The 15,878-nt window shown below is 59.9% G+C and carries 16 protein-coding genes; 10 read left to right on the top strand and 6 right to left on the bottom strand.

Going from position 1 to position 15,878, the window contains the following annotated elements:
- Positions 1-27: 27 nt before the first annotated feature.
- On the bottom strand, positions 28-1,320 hold the full coding sequence (locus VLA07_RS01310) for an OprD family porin (RefSeq protein ID WP_333988286.1): 1,293 nt from the start codon (positions 1,318-1,320) through the stop codon (positions 28-30).
- A gap of 236 nt (positions 1,321-1,556) precedes the next feature.
- Here VLA07_RS01310 and VLA07_RS01305 point away from each other — a divergent pair, with 236 nt between their 5' ends.
- Positions 1,557-2,228, top strand: a complete 672-nt coding sequence (locus VLA07_RS01305) for a response regulator (RefSeq protein ID WP_003222545.1) — start codon at positions 1,557-1,559, stop codon at positions 2,226-2,228.
- A complete protein-coding gene (locus VLA07_RS01300; RefSeq protein WP_333988285.1) occupies positions 2,221-3,606 on the top strand; it encodes a sensor histidine kinase in 1,386 nt (461 codons plus the stop codon). The genes VLA07_RS01305 and VLA07_RS01300 overlap by 8 nt, the downstream gene beginning before the upstream one ends.
- Positions 3,607-3,723: 117 nt before the next feature.
- Here VLA07_RS01300 and VLA07_RS01295 read toward each other — a convergent pair whose 3' ends face one another.
- Both VLA07_RS01295 and ygfZ read right to left on the bottom strand, forming a co-directional pair.
- Positions 3,724-4,545 (bottom strand): HDOD domain-containing protein, encoded by an 822-nt coding sequence (locus tag VLA07_RS01295; protein WP_027614457.1) that lies wholly within the window; start codon positions 4,543-4,545, stop codon positions 3,724-3,726.
- 35 nt (positions 4,546-4,580) lie between these two features.
- Positions 4,581-5,522 (bottom strand): CAF17-like 4Fe-4S cluster assembly/insertion protein YgfZ, encoded by a 942-nt coding sequence (gene ygfZ / locus VLA07_RS01290; RefSeq protein ID WP_333988284.1) that lies wholly within the window; start codon positions 5,520-5,522, stop codon positions 4,581-4,583.
- 149 nt (positions 5,523-5,671) lie between these two features.
- Here ygfZ and VLA07_RS01285 point away from each other — a divergent pair, with 149 nt between their 5' ends.
- Both VLA07_RS01285 and VLA07_RS01280 read left to right on the top strand, forming a co-directional pair.
- On the top strand, positions 5,672-5,926 hold the full coding sequence (locus VLA07_RS01285) for an FAD assembly factor SdhE (RefSeq protein WP_003222550.1): 255 nt from the start codon (positions 5,672-5,674) through the stop codon (positions 5,924-5,926).
- The gene (locus VLA07_RS01280; protein ID WP_330206414.1) at positions 5,910-6,362 is read left to right on the top strand and encodes a protein YgfX; all 453 of its coding nucleotides are present in this window, start codon (positions 5,910-5,912) and stop codon (positions 6,360-6,362) included. The genes VLA07_RS01285 and VLA07_RS01280 overlap by 17 nt, the downstream gene beginning before the upstream one ends.
- Here VLA07_RS01280 and nadB read toward each other — a convergent pair.
- A complete protein-coding gene (gene nadB / locus VLA07_RS01275) occupies positions 6,331-7,947 on the bottom strand; it encodes an L-aspartate oxidase (RefSeq protein ID WP_333988283.1) in 1,617 nt (538 codons plus the stop codon). The genes VLA07_RS01280 and nadB overlap by 32 nt on opposite strands.
- A 558-nt stretch (positions 7,948-8,505) precedes the next feature.
- On the opposite strand from nadB, the gene rpoE reads away from it, so the two are divergent.
- The 4 genes from rpoE to VLA07_RS01255 all read left to right on the top strand — a co-directional run bounded on the left by rpoE (position 8,506) and on the right by VLA07_RS01255 (position 12,317).
- Positions 8,506-9,087: an RNA polymerase sigma factor RpoE gene (gene rpoE, locus VLA07_RS01270; RefSeq protein WP_003172477.1), complete on the top strand. Its 582-nt coding sequence runs from the start codon at positions 8,506-8,508 to the stop codon at positions 9,085-9,087.
- A 30-nt stretch (positions 9,088-9,117) separates the two neighbouring features.
- Positions 9,118-9,705, top strand: coding sequence for a sigma-E factor negative regulatory protein (locus VLA07_RS01265; protein WP_003222558.1), 588 nt, complete (start codon positions 9,118-9,120; stop codon positions 9,703-9,705).
- An 8-nt stretch (positions 9,706-9,713) separates the two neighbouring features.
- Positions 9,714-10,676: a MucB/RseB C-terminal domain-containing protein gene (locus VLA07_RS01260; RefSeq protein WP_333988282.1), complete on the top strand. Its 963-nt coding sequence runs from the start codon at positions 9,714-9,716 to the stop codon at positions 10,674-10,676.
- Between the two features lie 210 nt (positions 10,677-10,886).
- Positions 10,887-12,317: a DegQ family serine endoprotease gene (locus tag VLA07_RS01255; RefSeq protein ID WP_007963275.1), complete on the top strand. Its 1,431-nt coding sequence runs from the start codon at positions 10,887-10,889 to the stop codon at positions 12,315-12,317.
- Between the two features lie 78 nt (positions 12,318-12,395).
- Here the strand turns inward: VLA07_RS01255 and VLA07_RS01250 are convergent, their stop codons facing one another.
- The gene (locus VLA07_RS01250) at positions 12,396-13,829 is read right to left on the bottom strand and encodes a M48 family metalloprotease (RefSeq protein ID WP_007963277.1); all 1,434 of its coding nucleotides are present in this window, start codon (positions 13,827-13,829) and stop codon (positions 12,396-12,398) included.
- 98 nt (positions 13,830-13,927) lie between these two features.
- On the opposite strand from VLA07_RS01250, the gene VLA07_RS01245 reads away from it, so the two are divergent.
- Complete coding sequence (locus VLA07_RS01245) at positions 13,928-14,167, top strand: sulfurtransferase TusA family protein (protein ID WP_007963279.1); 240 nt, start codon at positions 13,928-13,930, stop codon at positions 14,165-14,167.
- A gap of 31 nt (positions 14,168-14,198) precedes the next feature.
- Positions 14,199-15,269, top strand: a complete 1,071-nt coding sequence (locus VLA07_RS01240; RefSeq protein ID WP_027614463.1) for an AI-2E family transporter — start codon at positions 14,199-14,201, stop codon at positions 15,267-15,269.
- 131 nt (positions 15,270-15,400) lie between these two features.
- Here the strand turns inward: VLA07_RS01240 and VLA07_RS01235 are convergent, their stop codons facing one another.
- Positions 15,401-15,874 carry a peroxiredoxin gene (locus tag VLA07_RS01235; RefSeq protein WP_003222570.1) on the bottom strand — a complete coding sequence of 158 codons (474 nt, stop codon included), beginning with the start codon at positions 15,872-15,874 and terminating at the stop codon, positions 15,401-15,403.
- Between the last annotated feature and the right edge of the window lie 4 nt (positions 15,875-15,878).

Here is a 15,878-nt window from a genome sequence, read left to right as displayed (position 1 = left end):
GGGAGTTGTTGTTATGGACGTACTGAATTACCAAAGGGCAACGCTATAGCTCACCAGCAGACGCACTTCATCGGCATCGCGAGCGGAGTAGTTGGAACGGTAGGTGGCATTGCGCAGGCGTACGGCGACATCCTTCAGGGCGCCGCTTTGTACTACATATTTGATCTCGGTGTTGCGCTCCCACTCTTTGCCTTCTTCGCCGTTCTTGAGCTTGATGTTGTCACCGCTCAGGTAACGGCTCATGAACGACAGGCCGGGGATGCCGAGGCGGGCAAAGTCGAAGTCGTAACGCGCCTGCCAGGAGCGTTCTTCGGCGCCGGCGAAGTCGTTGATCTGCACGAAGTTGACCAGGTACGGATCGCTGCCATCGACATATGGGAAGGCGCTGTCGCCGGACATGTGCTGATAACCGGCGCTGAACTTGTGGCCGCTCAGGGCGTAGCTGACCAGACCGTTGAGCGAGCGGTTGTCGATCTCGCCACCACGGGCCGCGCCCTGATCGTCACTGACCGCAAAGCGCAGGTCGGTGGCGAAGGTGCCCGGGCCCATCGGCCGCGAGGCGGCCAGACCGAAGAAGTGCTGGTTATAGACTTCGTCGAGCTGGGCGAAGTGGTAACTGCCGGTGATCTTGTCGGTGAACTTGTAGTCCACGCCGGCGAAATCGAAATGCTTGCCGGCCACGGTGCCCGCGAAGCGGCTGTTCTTGTTGTTGAGGGCGATGTCCTCGAAATCGGTGCTGTCGCGATCCTTGGCTTTCTCCAGACGCCCACCGGTGAAGGTCAGGTTCTTGATCTCTTTGGAGGTCAGCAAACCACCTTCGAACGTCTGCGGCAGGATGCGCCCGTCATTCGGTTTGAGGATCGGCAGTTCGGGAGTCAGGCTGCCGATTTTCAGTTCGGTGGCGGAGATTTTTACTTTGCCGGTCAGGCCGACTTTCGAGTATTCGTTCGCCGCGCGCCCGTCATCGTGGGTCGGCAACAGGCCGGTGCCGGTACGATCCGGACTCGAATCAAGTTTGACGCCCAACATGCCCAGCGCATCGACACCGAAGCCCACGGTGCCGTCGGTGTAACCCGATTGCAGGTTGAGCATGAAACCCTGCGCCCATTCATCACGCTTGCTTTGCTGGGCACTGGTGCCGTCGCGAAAGTCGCGGTTGAAGTACATGTTGCGGGTTTCGAAGGTGGCGGAACTGTCTTCAATGAAGTCGGCGTAGCTCAGCGGCGAAAAACCGGCGAGGGCAGCGGTGCTGGCGAGGGTGACGTGGCGCAAACGAGAAGGACGAACAGGCGTAGAAGCCTTGGTCTGCAAGGACGGCATGCGGGTGTACTCCGTTTATTGTTCTTATTGGTCGAAAACGCTTCGAGGCGTTTTTCGTATCGCTGTGTGGCAGCAGCGACGGCAGTCGAAACTGTCCGTGACCGGACTCTAACGGGCTAACCTTTCACTAACCTTTCAGCTGGATTTCGCGGGTTTCGGGCTTCACAGCGGCGGTTGCGGCTGTAAACTCCGCGGCAAAGAGTGGCGTCGGCCATCCCTGAATGAGGTAGAGATCCATGCGTGTTCTGCTCGTCGAAGACCATTTGCAACTGGCCGAAAGCGTCGCCCAGGCGCTCAAGAGCACCGGTCTGACCGTGGACGTGTTGCACGATGGCGTGGCCGCCGATCTGGCGCTGGGCAGCGAGGAATACGCGATGGCGATTCTCGACGTCGGCCTGCCGCGCATGGACGGTTTCGAAGTGTTGGCGCGCCTGCGCGCACGCGGTAAAAACCTGCCGGTGTTGATGCTGACAGCGCGCAGCGATGTGAAGGACCGCGTACACGGCTTGAATCTCGGCGCTGACGATTACCTGGCCAAACCGTTCGAACTGACCGAGCTCGAAGCCCGGGTCAAAGCCCTGTTGCGGCGCAGTGTGCTCGGTGGCGAGCGTCAGCAGCGCTGCGGCGTGCTGGCCTACGATCTCGACACCCGGCGCTTCAGTCTCGGCGAAGAACTGCTGACTCTGACCTCCCGCGAACAAGCCGTGCTCGAAGCGTTGATCGCCCGCCCGGGACGGGTGATGAGCAAGGAGCAACTCGCCGCACAGGTGTTCGGTCTCGACGAAGAAGCCAGCCCCGATGCCATCGAAATCTACGTGCATCGCCTGCGCAAGAAACTCGACGGCCAACCGGTGGCGATCGTGACCTTCCGTGGCCTTGGTTACCTGCTGGAAAGCCGCGATGCATAAGCCCAGCAGCCTGCGCTGGCGGTTGCTGTGGAACCTCGCGTTGTTGCTGGTGGTGTTGATGCTCGCCAGTGGTCTGAGCGCGTATTGGAACGGGCGCGAAGCTGCCGACACGGCGTATGACCGCACCCTGTTGGCCTCGGCGCGAACCATCGCCGCCGGCCTGTCGCAGCGTGACGGCACGCTCAGCGCCGACGTGCCCTACGTGGCGCTGGATACCTTCGCCTACGACAGCGCCGGACGGATTTACTACCAGGTCAACGACATCCATCAGAAGCTGATTTCCGGCTATGAAAACCTGCCCGGGCCACCAGCCGGTACGCCGAGAACCGACGATTATCCAGCGCTCGCGCGCTTCTATAACGCGACCTATCGCGGGCAGAACGTGCGCGTGGTCAGCCTGCTCAAAGCGGTCACCGAACCGAACATGAACGGCATGGCGGAAATCCGCGTCGCCGAAACCGATGAGGCGCGAGTCAGCATGGCCCGCAGTCTGGCGGCCGATACGCTGCTGCGTCTGGGCATGCTCGCGATCGGCGCCCTGTTGCTGGTGTGGTTCGCGGTGAGTGCCGCGCTGCGCCCGCTGGAGCGTTTGCGCACGGCGGTGGAGGAACGTCAGCCCGATGATTTGCGGCCGCTGCCGCTGGTGGAAGTGCAACATGAATTGTGGCCGCTGGTGCGCGCGCTCAATCACTTCACCGAACGCTTGCGCGGGCAGTTCGAGCGGCAGGCGCAGTTCATCGCCGATGCCGCCCACGAACTGCGCACGCCACTGGCGGCGTTGAAGGCGCGGCTGGAACTGGGGCTGCGTTCGTCTGAAGCGGAAACCTGGCGCAGCACGCTGGAATCCTCTGCGCAAAGCACTGATCGCCTGACCCATCTGGCCAATCAACTGCTGTCGCTGGCGCGGGTGGAAAACGGTGCCCGGGCGATTGCCGAGGGCGGCGCGCAGTTGCTCGATCTGAGTCAGTTGGCCCGCGAGCTGGGCATGGCCATGGCGCCGTTGGCTCATGCACGCGGGGTCGCGCTGGCGCTGGAGGCGGATGAACCGGTGTGGCTGCGCGGTGAGCCGACGTTGCTCAATGAACTGCTGAGCAATCTGGTGGACAACGCACTGGCGCATACGCCACCGGGCGGCAACGTGATTCTGCGGGTCGCGGCGCCGGCGGTGCTTGAGGTCGAAGATGACGGGCCGGGGATTCCGCTGGAAGAGCGGGATCGGGTGTTTGAACGCTTCTATCGGCGCAATCAGCAGGTTGCGGGCTCAGGGTTGGGGCTGGCGATCGTCGGAGAGATCTGCCGGGCGCATCTGGCGCAGATCACCTTGCACGATGGAGAGCAGGCCGGTTTGAAGGTTCGGGTGAGTTTTATTGCTGGATAAATGTGGTGTTGCTGCGGGCCTCTTCGCGAGCAAGCCCGCTCCCACAGGGGGTCCACGCGGTACACAAATCCCCTGTGGGAGCGGGCTTGCTCGCGAAGGCCGCGCCGCGGTTCCGGATCAGTAAAACATCGTCCGCGATTCTTCCAGATCCGCGCACAACTCCTTGTTCTCCGGATCGATCCCAAGCTTCCTGAACGCCGGCACGCTGAGTGGGTCAATCCGCGCAATCGGATGATCGCTGTCCTTGTGGCAATACAGACTCGCCACCTGCACCAGATCGACGTAATCGAGGTGCGCCGAGTCGCGTTTGAAATCCAGGTACAGCCCCGGTAACGCCACCAGTTGCTCGGGAAATTCCCAGACCCGCAACAGCTTGTCGCCCAGCAACGGGTGGATGTGGTCGATCACATGGTTGAGGCTTACCGGGTCTGACAGCAGTTCGTAGTGATCTTCGGCGTATGTGAGGATCGGCAATACGCCGATCTGATGCACCAGCCCGCCCAACGCCGCCTGATCAGGTTTGAGTTGGGTGTGCCGACGGCACAGGGCGTAGCTGACGCCTGCGATCTCCAGGCTCTTGCGCCAGACTTCGCGCATCTTCTGTTCGACCACCTCGGAGCGGGCGTGGAAGATCTGTTCCATCACCAGGCCGATCGCCAGGTTGCTGCTGTAGTTCACCCCCAGTCGGGTGATCGCGGTGTGCAGGTCGGTGACTTCCTGGGTCGCGCGCAGCAACGGGCTGTTGACCACTTTGATCAGGCGTGCCGACAGCGCCGTGTCGCGGCCAATCACTTTGCTCAGGTCGCTGACACTGATCTCCGGGTCTTCGGCGGCCTTGCGAATTTGCAGGGCCACTTCCGGTAACGTTGGCAGAACCAGGTCATCGTTATCGATGGCCTCAACCAAATCCTGTTGGACCTTATCCGCCAGCTCGCTCATGTAGATTCTCTAGGGTGTTGCAACAAAAGCTGCGATCAGCGCTGGATTTCGCGGTCGCGATCCAGTTCGTAGGGCAGGTCGAGCAAATGCAGGGCTGGCCCTTCGAGGGCGCCCAGGTGCAGATCACCCGCTTCGGCAGCTTCGGCCTGCAACACCGCCAACAGTTCAATCTTTTCTGCGGCGCGGGCGGCAATCACCACTTCGCCGATGGCGCTGCTGTGGCTTGGGGCGAACAGCGGGGTGCCCGGCTCCGGCAGTTCAGTCGCGTCAAGTTCTACGCGATAGAGGCGACGCTTGAGCTTGCCCAAGTACTGCATGCGCGCGACGATTTCCTGGCCGGTGTAGCAACCTTTCTTGAAACTCACGCCACCGACGGCCTGCAAGTTGAGCATCTGCGGGATGAACAGCTCGCGGGTGGTCGGCATGACCTGACCGATACCGGCGCGAATCTGCCCCAGCAGCCATTGGTTCAATTCGCCTTCAGGCAGGGCGGCGGCCAGTTTGGCCTTGATGGCATCGACTTGATCGGCCGGTACCCAGAGTTCGGCGCGATCCGGCGAGACGCGAATCGCGATCAGGCCTGCGTTGCGCACCACGCTGTCGGTTTCGCCTGGCAGGTTCAGACCCAGGCTGGCCAACGCGGCGTCGCCGTGCTCCAGGCCAAAACGCACCCAGGCGGCGCTTTCGTCGGTCAATTTGGATTTGGAGAACACCGCGTATTTTTTCAGGTCCGCCAGTTGTGGCTCCAGCAGTTCGCTGGCCATCGCCAGCAGCACGCCGTCACCTTCGAGCAGAATGCGGAAGCTCGACTGCATCCGGCCTTTTTGCGTACAGCGCGCGCCCAGGCTGGCCAGGCTGTCGCTGAGGTAATTGATGTTGCAGGTCAATTGGCCTTGCAGGAATTTGCCGGCATCCACGCCGCGAACCGCGAGTACGCCTTCATGAGACAGGGTGCAGAAAAAAGCAGAATCGGCCATGGGTCATCGCAGGGTAAAAAGTCTGGGGCACATCATAAGGGCGCGTTGTTGAAATGGGTAGTTGATAAAGGATCGGTGATGCCCGACCAAAGCCGACTGTGCGACCCGCGCCGGGGCTGTATACTGCGCGCCTATTTGAGGAGGGCTCCATGGTCGAACAAGTTGAACTCAATCGCCTCTTCTGGCACAGCCGCCGTGGCATGCTGGAACTTGACGTACTGCTGGTGCCGTTCGTGAAAGAGGTCTATCCGCACCTCAACCAGGTCGATCGCGACTTGTATGTCCGTCTGCTGACCTGTGAGGATCAGGACATGTTCGGCTGGTTCATGGAGCGCAGTGAGTCCGAAGACCCTGAGCTGCAGCGCATGGTCCGGATGATTCTGGACCGTGTTCAGCCCAAGTAACACGTTCGAATGCCGCTGGCATGCCTCACGGCAGTTGCTGGCGGCGTATCTGTTGGCCCAGGCGTTCGCTCTGGGTGTTTTGTTTCTCCTGTCGATTCCACTCTGGGCCAGTCTGCTCGGGGCTTTCGCCTGTCTGCTGCACGCCGCGTGGGTATTGCCACGGCAGGTTCTGCTGAAGCATCCGCAGGCTTTTTGCCGATTGCGCCGCGACGCCGATGGCTGGCAATTGTGGAATCAGGCGGGCGGCTGGCAAGCAGTCCAGCTGCGCCCTGACAGCCTGGCGTTGCCGTTGATCGTGGTGCTGCGCTTTCGTTTGCGCGGGGAGCGGCGGGTGCGCTCGATCTGTGTACCGCGAGACTCGCAGACAGCGGATGTGCACCGACGCCTGCGAGTGCGGCTCAAGTTCAGCCGGCGTAGGTGGGCGGCACCAGAATAGTGTCGAGCGCCTCGGGCAGCAGGTTCGGGTAGTCGAGGGTGTAATGCAGGCCGCGACTTTCCTTGCGCTCCATGGCTGAGCAGATCATCAGTTCGGCGACTTGCGCCAGATTGCGTAGCTCGATCAGGTCGCGGCTGACTTTATAGTTGCTGTAGAACTCGTCGATCTCGTCCAGCAACAGACGCACGCGGTGCTGCGCTCGTTGCAAGCGCTTGTTGGTGCGCACGATGCCGACGTAGTCCCACATGAAGCGGCGCAGCTCATCCCAGTTGTGGGCGATGATCACGTCCTCGTCGGAATCGGTCACCAGGCTGGCGTCCCACTCGGGCAGGGCGGTTGGCGCGGTGACGTCATCCAGTTGCGCAAGAATATCCGCAGCCGCCGAGCGGGCATAAACGAAGCATTCGAGCAGCGAGTTGCTGGCCATGCGGTTGGCCCCGTGCAGGCCGGTAAAGCTGGTTTCGCCGATGGCGTACAGCCCCGGCACGTCGGTACGACCATGCTGATCGACCATTACCCCACCACAGGTGTAGTGCGCCGCCGGCACGACCGGGATCGGCTGTTTGGTGATGTCGATGCCGAAACCCAGGCAACGTTCGTAGACGGTCGGGAAGTGGCTTTTGATGAAGGTTTCAGGCTTGTGGCTGATGTCGAGATACACGCAGTCGACGCCCAGCCGCTTCATTTCATGGTCGATGGCGCGGGCGACGATGTCGCGTGGCGCCAGTTCGGCACGTTTGTCGAAGCGCGGCATGAACCGTTCGCCGTTGGGCAGCTTCAGGTGCGCGCCTTCGCCACGCAAGGCTTCAGTGATCAGGAAACTCTTGGCCTGCGGGTGATACAGGCACGTAGGGTGGAACTGGTTGAATTCCAGGTTCGCCACCCGGCAGCCCGAGCGCCAGGCCATGGCGATGCCGTCACCGCAAGCGCCGTCGGGGTTACTGGTATAGAGGTAGACCTTGGCGGCGCCGCCGGACGCGAGGATCACGAAGCGTGCGCCGTAGGTGTCGACTTCGCCGGTCGCGCGATTCAGCACATAGGCGCCGAGGCAGCGCTCGCCACTCATGCCCAGACGGCGTTCGGTGATCAGATCAACGGCAACTCGCTGCTCCAGCAGTTCGATGTTGCTGCGTTCTCTGGCCTGGGCGAGGAGGGTGGTGAAAATCGCTGCGCCGGTTGCGTCGGCGGCATGGATGATGCGCCGATGGCTGTGGCCGCCTTCGCGAGTCAGGTGAAATTCGAAACCGCCGTCTTCGGTGCCGGACTGTTCGTCGCGGGTGAACGGCACCCCTTGGTCGATCAGCCACTGGATGGCTTCGCGGCTGTGCTCGACGGTAAAACGCACCGCGTCTTCATGGCACAGACCGCCGCCGGCATTCAGGGTGTCGTCGACGTGGGATTCGACAGTATCGGTATCGTCCAGCACGGCAGCGACGCCGCCCTGGGCCCAATAAGTCGAGCCGTTGGCCAGATCACCTTTGCTCAATACGGCAATGCGCAAATGACCCGGCAAGGTCAGCGCGAGACTCAAACCGGCAGCGCCGCTGCCAATGACCAGAACATCGTGTTGAAACTGTTGGCTCATTTCAAGATTCCGCTCAAAGCGACCCGGATCGGGGTTGGCGCAAGACAGCTGGATCGGCGAGTCAAGACAGCCACACAGCCCACTAGTATATAGAGGGGTGGAGCGGCACAATAGCCGGGCTCGTATGGCATTGTGAAACTACTGTGACGACAAAAGCTTGACGTTTCGTCGGACGTTTTTTTCCGTCGTTTTCGGAAAAGGCGACTGTATCGAGGATGAAACAGGCTTTTTCAGCACACGGTTGCTCAATGTCGCTTCAGCCCGGCTATAAATAATTGGAACTTTTGCCAGAGGCCCAAGATCAATAGTCAGTTGCCAGAAGCACGGGACAGTGTCGGCTTCAATGCAGAACCTGCGATTGGGTTTTTGCCGGCGAACCGATGACAAGATTATTCGCGCAGCCGGTTTATCCCGCGCTGCGTTTTTCGTGCGTGCCAAATCAGAGCCCGCAGGAAACTTGCCTGGAGGGGGAGAACTTTTGCGAAAAGCCCGAGTCTATGTTTGCAAGTCTGGTCGTTTAGTTATGCAAGCCTCCTCCATGCTTATCGAGGAGTGTTCATGCTAACCCAGGAAGAGGATCAGCAGCTGGTCGAGCGCGTTCAGCGTGGCGACAAGCGAGCTTTCGATCTGCTGGTGCTGAAATATCAGCACAAAATTCTCGGGTTGATCGTGCGTTTCGTGCACGACACCCATGAAGCCCAGGATGTGGCTCAGGAAGCCTTTATCAAGGCCTACCGAGCGCTAGGAAACTTTCGCGGAGACAGCGCGTTCTATACGTGGCTTTACCGCATTGCCATCAACACGGCAAAGAACTATCTGGTTTCACGCGGCCGCCGGCCGCCGGATAGCGATGTAAGTTCTGAAGATGCAGAGTTCTACGACGGCGATCATGGCCTGAAGGATCTCGAATCGCCGGAACGCGCGTTGCTGCGGGATGAGATCGAAGGCACCGTCCATCGAACCATTCAGCAACTGCCAGAGGATTTACGTACGGCTTTAACTTTACGTGAATTCGATGGTCTGAGTTACGAGGACATTGCGAGCGTCATGCAGTGTCCGGTGGGTACCGTGCGCTCCCGGATTTTCCGCGCCCGGGAGGCCATCGATAAAGCCCTGCAGCCGTTGTTGCAGGAAAACTGAGACAGCGGCGACAGCCAAGAGAGGAACGCCATGAGTCGTGAAGCCCTGCAGGAATCGCTGTCCGCAGTGATGGATAACGAAGCGGACGAACTGGAATTGCGTCGAGTGATCAATGCACTGGACGATGTTGAAACCCGTGAGACCTGGGCTCGTTATCAGATCGCTCGGGCAGCCATGCACAAGGATCTGCTGCTTCCGCGTCTGGACATTGCTGCGGCAGTTTCTGCTGCGCTGGAAGACGAAACGGCTCCAGCCAAAGTATCCCGCGGCCCTTGGCGCAACCTGGGTCGTCTGGCCGTTGCGGCTTCGGTGACCGTTGCGGTACTGGCTGGTGTGCGCCTGTACAACCAGGACGAAATCGCTGGCGTCGAACTGGCCCAGCAGTCCAATCAGCCTTCGCTGGTTGCGCCGCAGGTCAAAGGCCCGGCCGTCCTGGCTGGCTACAAGGAAAGCTCGGAAACTACCGGTCCGATGGCCAACGGCGTCCTGCAAGGTCAGCCAGGCTGGCACGATCAGCGTCTGCCAGGCTATCTGCGTCAGCATGCCCAGCAAGCTGCATTGAAAGGTACTGAAAGCGCTCTGCCTTATGCGCGTGCGGCAAGCATGGAAAACCGTTAAGGAGGATCATGCGCGCCATACCTCTACTTTCGCTTCTGCTTAGCAGCTGGTTCATTGTTCCAGCCCATGCCGACGAGGCCCAGGACTGGTTGATCCGCCTGGGTCAGGCCGAGCAGCAGCAAAGCTTTCAAGGCACTTTCGTATACGAGCGTAACGGTAGTTTTTCTACCCACAATATCTGGCATCGTGTCCAGAACGGTCAGATCCGCGAGCGTTTGCTTCAGCTCGACGGGTCGGCTCAGGAAGTCTTGCGTGTTGATGGGCATACTCAATGCGTCAGCGGCACTCTGATTGCGGGGTTGGGAGACTCTCCCAACTCGACCGCTCGTTCGCTTGATCCCCAAAAGCTGAAAAACTGGTATGAGCTTGCCGTCATCGGCAAGTCGCGCGTGGCCGGGCGTGATGCGGTCATCGTATCGCTGACGCCCCGCGACCAGCATCGTTATGGTTTTGAACTGCATCTGGATAAACAGACCGGTTTGCCACTGAAGTCGTTGTTGCTCAACGACAAGGGGCAGCTACTCGAGCGTTTCCAGTTCACCAGCCTGAATACCGCTGATGTCCCGTCGGACAAAGATCTGCAAGCTGGCACCGAGTGCAAGGCCGTTACTATTGATAGTGATAAGGCGTCTGCCGTTAAGACAGCTCAGGTCTGGCATTCCGACTGGCTGCCTCCGGGTTTCGTGCTGACCAGCAGTACTTCACACAAAGATTCTGAAACCAAGACTCAAGTCAGCAGCCTGATGTATGACGACGGGCTGGCGCGGTTTTCGGTATTTCTTGAGCCGTTGAACGGTGCAACAGTGACCGATACCCGCACGCAGTTGGGGCCGACTGTCGCTGTTTCCCGCCGCCTCACTACGCCTGAGGGTGAGATGATGGTGACGGTGGTCGGCGAAATTCCAATCGGCACGGCCGAGAGGATTGCCCTTTCGATGCGCAACGATGGCGCTGCAACCAGCAAGCAGTGAGCTGATTTCAGTCATTTCCACTTCTTCTTCGAGACGTAGATGAAATGTTTGCTCAGCATTTTCATTTGCAAATCACCTGAAAGTTTTTTATAGGTCAGAGCCTCACGGCTCTGGCCTTGTCTGTTGTTCCCGGAACAAAAATACCGGCCCGCGGTTCCCGGTGTTCCTTGCTCCATATCGCTTAACCCTGCTCGTCGTAACGGGAGCTGTATGTCGATACTTAGCTTGAAGTCTTATCTCTCCATTTTCGCCACCGTGCTGGTGCTGGGTCAGGCTGTCCCCGCTGTCCAGGCGGCCGACCTGCCGGATTTCACCCAACTGGTTGAACAGGCCTCGCCTGCAGTGGTGAACATCAGTACCACGCAGAAGCTGCCGGACCGCAAGGTGAACCAGCAGATGCCTGACCTGGAAGGCTTGCCGCCGATGTTGCGCGAGTTCTTCGAGCGTGGCATGCCGCCTCAGCAGCGTTCGCCGCGCGGCGATCGTCAGCGTGAAGCGCAATCGCTCGGTTCGGGCTTCATCATTTCCTCCGATGGCTACATCCTGACCAACAACCATGTGATTGCCGATGCCGACGAAATCCTCGTGCGTCTGGCTGATCGCAGTGAAATGAAAGCCAAGCTGATCGGTACCGACCCTCGCTCCGACGTGGCCCTGCTGAAAATCGATGGCAAGGATCTGCCGGTGCTCAAGCTCGGCAAGTCCCAAGACCTGAAGGCGGGTCAGTGGGTCGTGGCGATCGGTTCGCCGTTCGGCTTTGACCACACCGTGACCCAAGGTATTGTCAGCGCCGTCGGCCGTAGCCTGCCGAACGAAAACTACGTGCCGTTCATCCAGACCGACGTGCCGATCAACCCGGGTAACTCCGGTGGCCCGCTGTTCAACCTGAACGGTGAAGTGGTCGGGATCAACTCGCAGATCTACACCCGTTCCGGTGGCTTCATGGGTGTGTCGTTCGCCATTCCGATCGACGTGGCGATGGACGTTTCCAATCAGCTGAAAAGCGGTGGCAAAGTCAGCCGCGGCTGGCTGGGCGTGGTCATCCAGGAAGTGAACAAGGATCTGGCCGAGTCGTTCGGTCTTGATAAGCCGGCCGGTGCGCTGGTTGCGCAGATTCAGGATGACGGTCCGGCAGCCAAGGGTGGCCTGCAAGTGGGCGACGTGATCCTGAGCATGAACGGTCAGCCGATCGTCATGTCCGCCGATCTGCCACACCTGGTCGGTGCGCTGAAAGCGGGCGCCAAGGCCAACCTTGAAGTGATTCGTGACGGCAAGCGCAAGAATGTCGAGCTGACCGTCGGTGCGATTCCGGACGAGGACAAAGAGCTGGCAGCACTGCCGAAATCCGGCGCGGAAAGCAGCAGTAACCGCCTCGGTGTGTCGGTGATCGAGCTGACCGCCGAGCAAAAGAAAACCTACGACCTCAAGGGGGGTGTGGTGATCAAGGATGTTCAGGATGGTCCTGCGGCACTGATCGGTCTGCAGCCGGGTGACGTGATCACTCACCTGAACAACCAGGCCATCGGCTCCACCAAGGAGTTCGCCGAGATCGCCAAGGCGCTGCCAAAGAATCGTTCGGTGTCGATGCGTGTTCTGCGTGAAGGTCGCGCGAGCTTCATCACCTTCAAACTGGCTGAATAACCCGGTTGCGGTGAAATAAAAACCGCCTCGAAAGAGGCGGTTTTTTTATACCTGAATTTTTTTGTCGCTGATGAAAACTCAGCCCATCATGTCCTTGATCATGCGCTCCTGCTCCATCAGCTCGCGCTGGCGTGCATCGATCCGCGAGGACAGCGGGAAGTTGCTGCCCGCCTTGCGCTTGGCAAAATCAAGCTGCTGGATCGCCTGACGATAATCGCCGACCAGCGCGAAGTACTCGGCGCGAGCCTGATGCAGACCGATGATGTTGCCGGACAGACCACGGGTTTCCGCGACCTGATACCACACGTCCGGATCATTCGGACGGGATTTGAGCAAGCTGTCGAGGGCTTTCTCGGCGTCGGCGGTGCGATTCTGTTTCAGCAACAGATCGACCCGAACCTGATTCAGTGGGTAGTTGCCCGGATACTGGGTGAGCATCCGGTCAACCCGCGTTTGCGCATCCGGCAGGCGGTTGTTGGTAATGTCCAGGTCGATCTGCGCGAGGTTGTAGATGATCTCGTTGGGTGACTTGGCCAGCAGCTGTTTGAGATTCTCCCTGGCTTCATTGAGCTGGCCGCCCTTGATCTGGGCGATCGCCAGGCCATAGCGCGCCACGTCGTTCTTCGGGTTCTCGTCCAGTTGTGCACGAAAGCGCTTGGCGCCCAGTCCCGGGGTTTCTTCGTAGATCAGCTGAACACGGGCGCGGATCAGCTGATAGCGCATGCTGTCTTCGATGCCGCCCGCCGGCGCTTGTTCTGCGCGGTTACGGGTGTCGGCGATACGCGATTCGGTCACCGGGTGAGTCAGCAGAAATTCTGGCGGCTTGGCGTCGAAGCGATACTGGCGCATCAAGCGTTCGAACATGGTCGGCATCGAGCGCGGGTCGTATCCTGCCTTTTCCAGATTGAGGATGCCGATACGGTCGGCTTCCTGCTCGTTCTGGCGCGAGAAGGTACGCTGCGACTGAATGGCTGCGGCCTGAGTGCCGGCGATGGTCGCGATCCCGGCATCACCGCCACCGGCGGCGGCAATCACGATCCCGGCGAGCAGCGCCGCCATCATCGGTACCTGCATCCGCTGCGAAGCTTCTACACCGCGCGCGAAGTGGCGCTGTGACAAGTGCGCCAGTTCGTGGGCCAGTACCGAGGCGTATTCGCCTTCAGTCTGCGCGTTGAGGAACAGGCCACCGTTGACCCCGACCACGCCACCCGGCGCCGCGAAAGCGTTGAGTTGCGGGCTGTTGATCAGAATGAATTCCAGGCGCCGATCGGTCACCTGGCTGGTTTCCACCAGCTTGTAGACGCTGGATTCGACGTAGTCTTTGAGCTGCGGATCGTTGAGCTGTGCAACCTGGCTGCGCAACATCGCCAACCAGGCGCGGCCCAGCTGATATTCCTGTTGCGGAGAGACAATGGCAGAACTGGCGTCGCCAAGTGACGGCAGATCGTCGGCAAAGCCCGGTGAGGCGAGCAGGCAAGCGAGCGTCAGCAGGGTAGGGCGCAGAAATGTCATGCACAAAGCCTTAGAAGACAAAGACCTTACTGTAGCCGGACACCGGGCTTGCGACCAGATATTCTAGGCCCCTCAACCACCTGAACCGGAGTGACGCAATGACTGACGCTGTAGCCCATGACTGTGAATTGGACGCCAGTGGCCTGAATTGCCCGTTGCCGTTGCTCAAGGCCAAGATGGAACTCAACAAGCTGCCCAGCGGCGCGGTGCTCAAGGTGATCGCCACGGACGCGGGTTCGCAGCGCGACTTCCGCACCTTTGCCCGTCTGGCCGGTCATACGCTGCTGCGCGAAGAAGACGAAGCGGGCGTCTACCGTTACTGGTTGAAAAAAGCCTGAACCGACAGCGTAAAAGACCTAAGGATTATTGATGTTCAAAGTGTTACGCGACTGGATTCAGCGCTACTTTTCCGACGAAGAAGCGGTGGTGCTGGCGGTGCTGCTGTTTCTCGCCTTCACCGCAGTGCTCACGCTCGGTGGCATGCTCGCGCCGGTATTGGCCGGCATGGTGCTGGCGTATCTGATGCAGGGGCTGGTACTCGCACTAGAGCGTATGCGCGTGCCTGGCGCGGCGGCGGTGGGCCTGGTTTTTGCGCTGTTCATGGGCGTGTTGCTGGTGTTCATCGTGGTGGTGTTGCCGCTGCTGTGGCATCAGTTGATCACGCTGTTCAACGAGTTGCCGGGGATGCTCGCCAAATGGCAGTCGCTGCTGCTGTTGCTGCCCGAGCGTTATCCGCATCTGGTTTCTGACGAGCAGGTGTTGCAGGCCATCGAAGCGGCGCGTGGCGAGATAGGCAAGTTCGGCCAATGGGCGCTGACCTTTTCCCTGTCGAGCCTGCCGCTGCTGGTCAACATCATGATCTATCTGGTGCTGGTGCCGATTCTGGTGTTCTTCTTTCTCAAGGATCGGGCCATGATCGGCGAGTGGGTGCGCGGCTATCTGCCCCGTGAGCGAGCGCTGATCACCCGCGTGGCGCAGGAAATGAACCGGCAGATCGCCAACTACATTCGTGGCAAGGTTATCGAGATCGTGATCTGTGGCGGCGTGACCTACATCGCGTTCGTCGCGCTCGGCCTCAACTATGCGGCGCTGCTGGCGTTGCTGGTCGGGGTGTCGGTGGTGGTGCCGTACGTCGGCGCGGTGGTGGTGACCGTGCCGGTGTTGCTGATTGCGTTGTTCCAGTGGGGCTGGAGCGATCAGTTCATCTATCTGATGGCGGTCTACGGGATCATTCAGACCCTGGATGGCAACGTGCTGGTGCCGTTGCTGTTTTCCGAGGCGGTCAACCTGCACCCGGTGGCAATCATTTGTGCGGTGCTGTTGTTTGGCGGGTTGTGGGGGTTTTGGGGCGTGTTCTTCGCAATTCCGCTGGCGACGCTGTTCAAGGCCGTGCTGGATGCGTGGCCGCGCAAGGAGCCGGTTGTCGCTCCGCTGCTGTAGCGGTTGAGCCAGATTTTAGATGAAGGCTATTCGCGAGCAGGCTCGCTCCCACATTGGATCTGTGCCGTTCACAAGTTCAATGTGGGAGCGAGCCTGCTCGCGAAGGCGTCAATGAGGGCGACGCAAAACCTTCAGGCTTTATTCAAGGCCTGAGCCGCAGCCAGCACAGCATCCACATGTCCCGGCACTTTCACGCCGCGCCATTCCTGGCGCAGCACGCCATTCTTGTCGATCAGGAACGTGCTGCGATCAACGCCCAGATATTCCTTGCCATACAGTTTCTTCAACTTGATCACGTCGAACAGCTGGCAGACGGCTTCGTCCTTGTCGCTGATCAGCTCGAACGGAAATTCCTGCTTGCACTTGAAGTTCTCGTGAGACTTCAGGCTGTCGCGGGAGATACCGAAAATCTCGGTATTAGCGGCCTGGAACGCCGCGTACTGGTCACGAAAACCCTGGCCTTCGGTGGTGCAGCCGGGGGTGCTGTCCTTCGGATAGAAGTAGATCACCACTTGCTTGCCCTTCAGGGCGGACAAGCTGACGGTCTGCCCGCTGGTGGCAGGTGCTTCGAAATCCGCAACCGGTTGGTCGATGACAACGGCCATGAAA

The sequence above is a fragment of the Pseudomonas sp. S3(2024) genome, from assembly GCF_036861315.1.
Taxonomy (GTDB): Bacteria; Pseudomonadota; Gammaproteobacteria; order Pseudomonadales; family Pseudomonadaceae; genus Aquipseudomonas; species Aquipseudomonas putida_A.
Note: the sequence above shows the minus strand (reverse complement) of the source record. Positions and strands in the feature narration are given on the sequence as shown.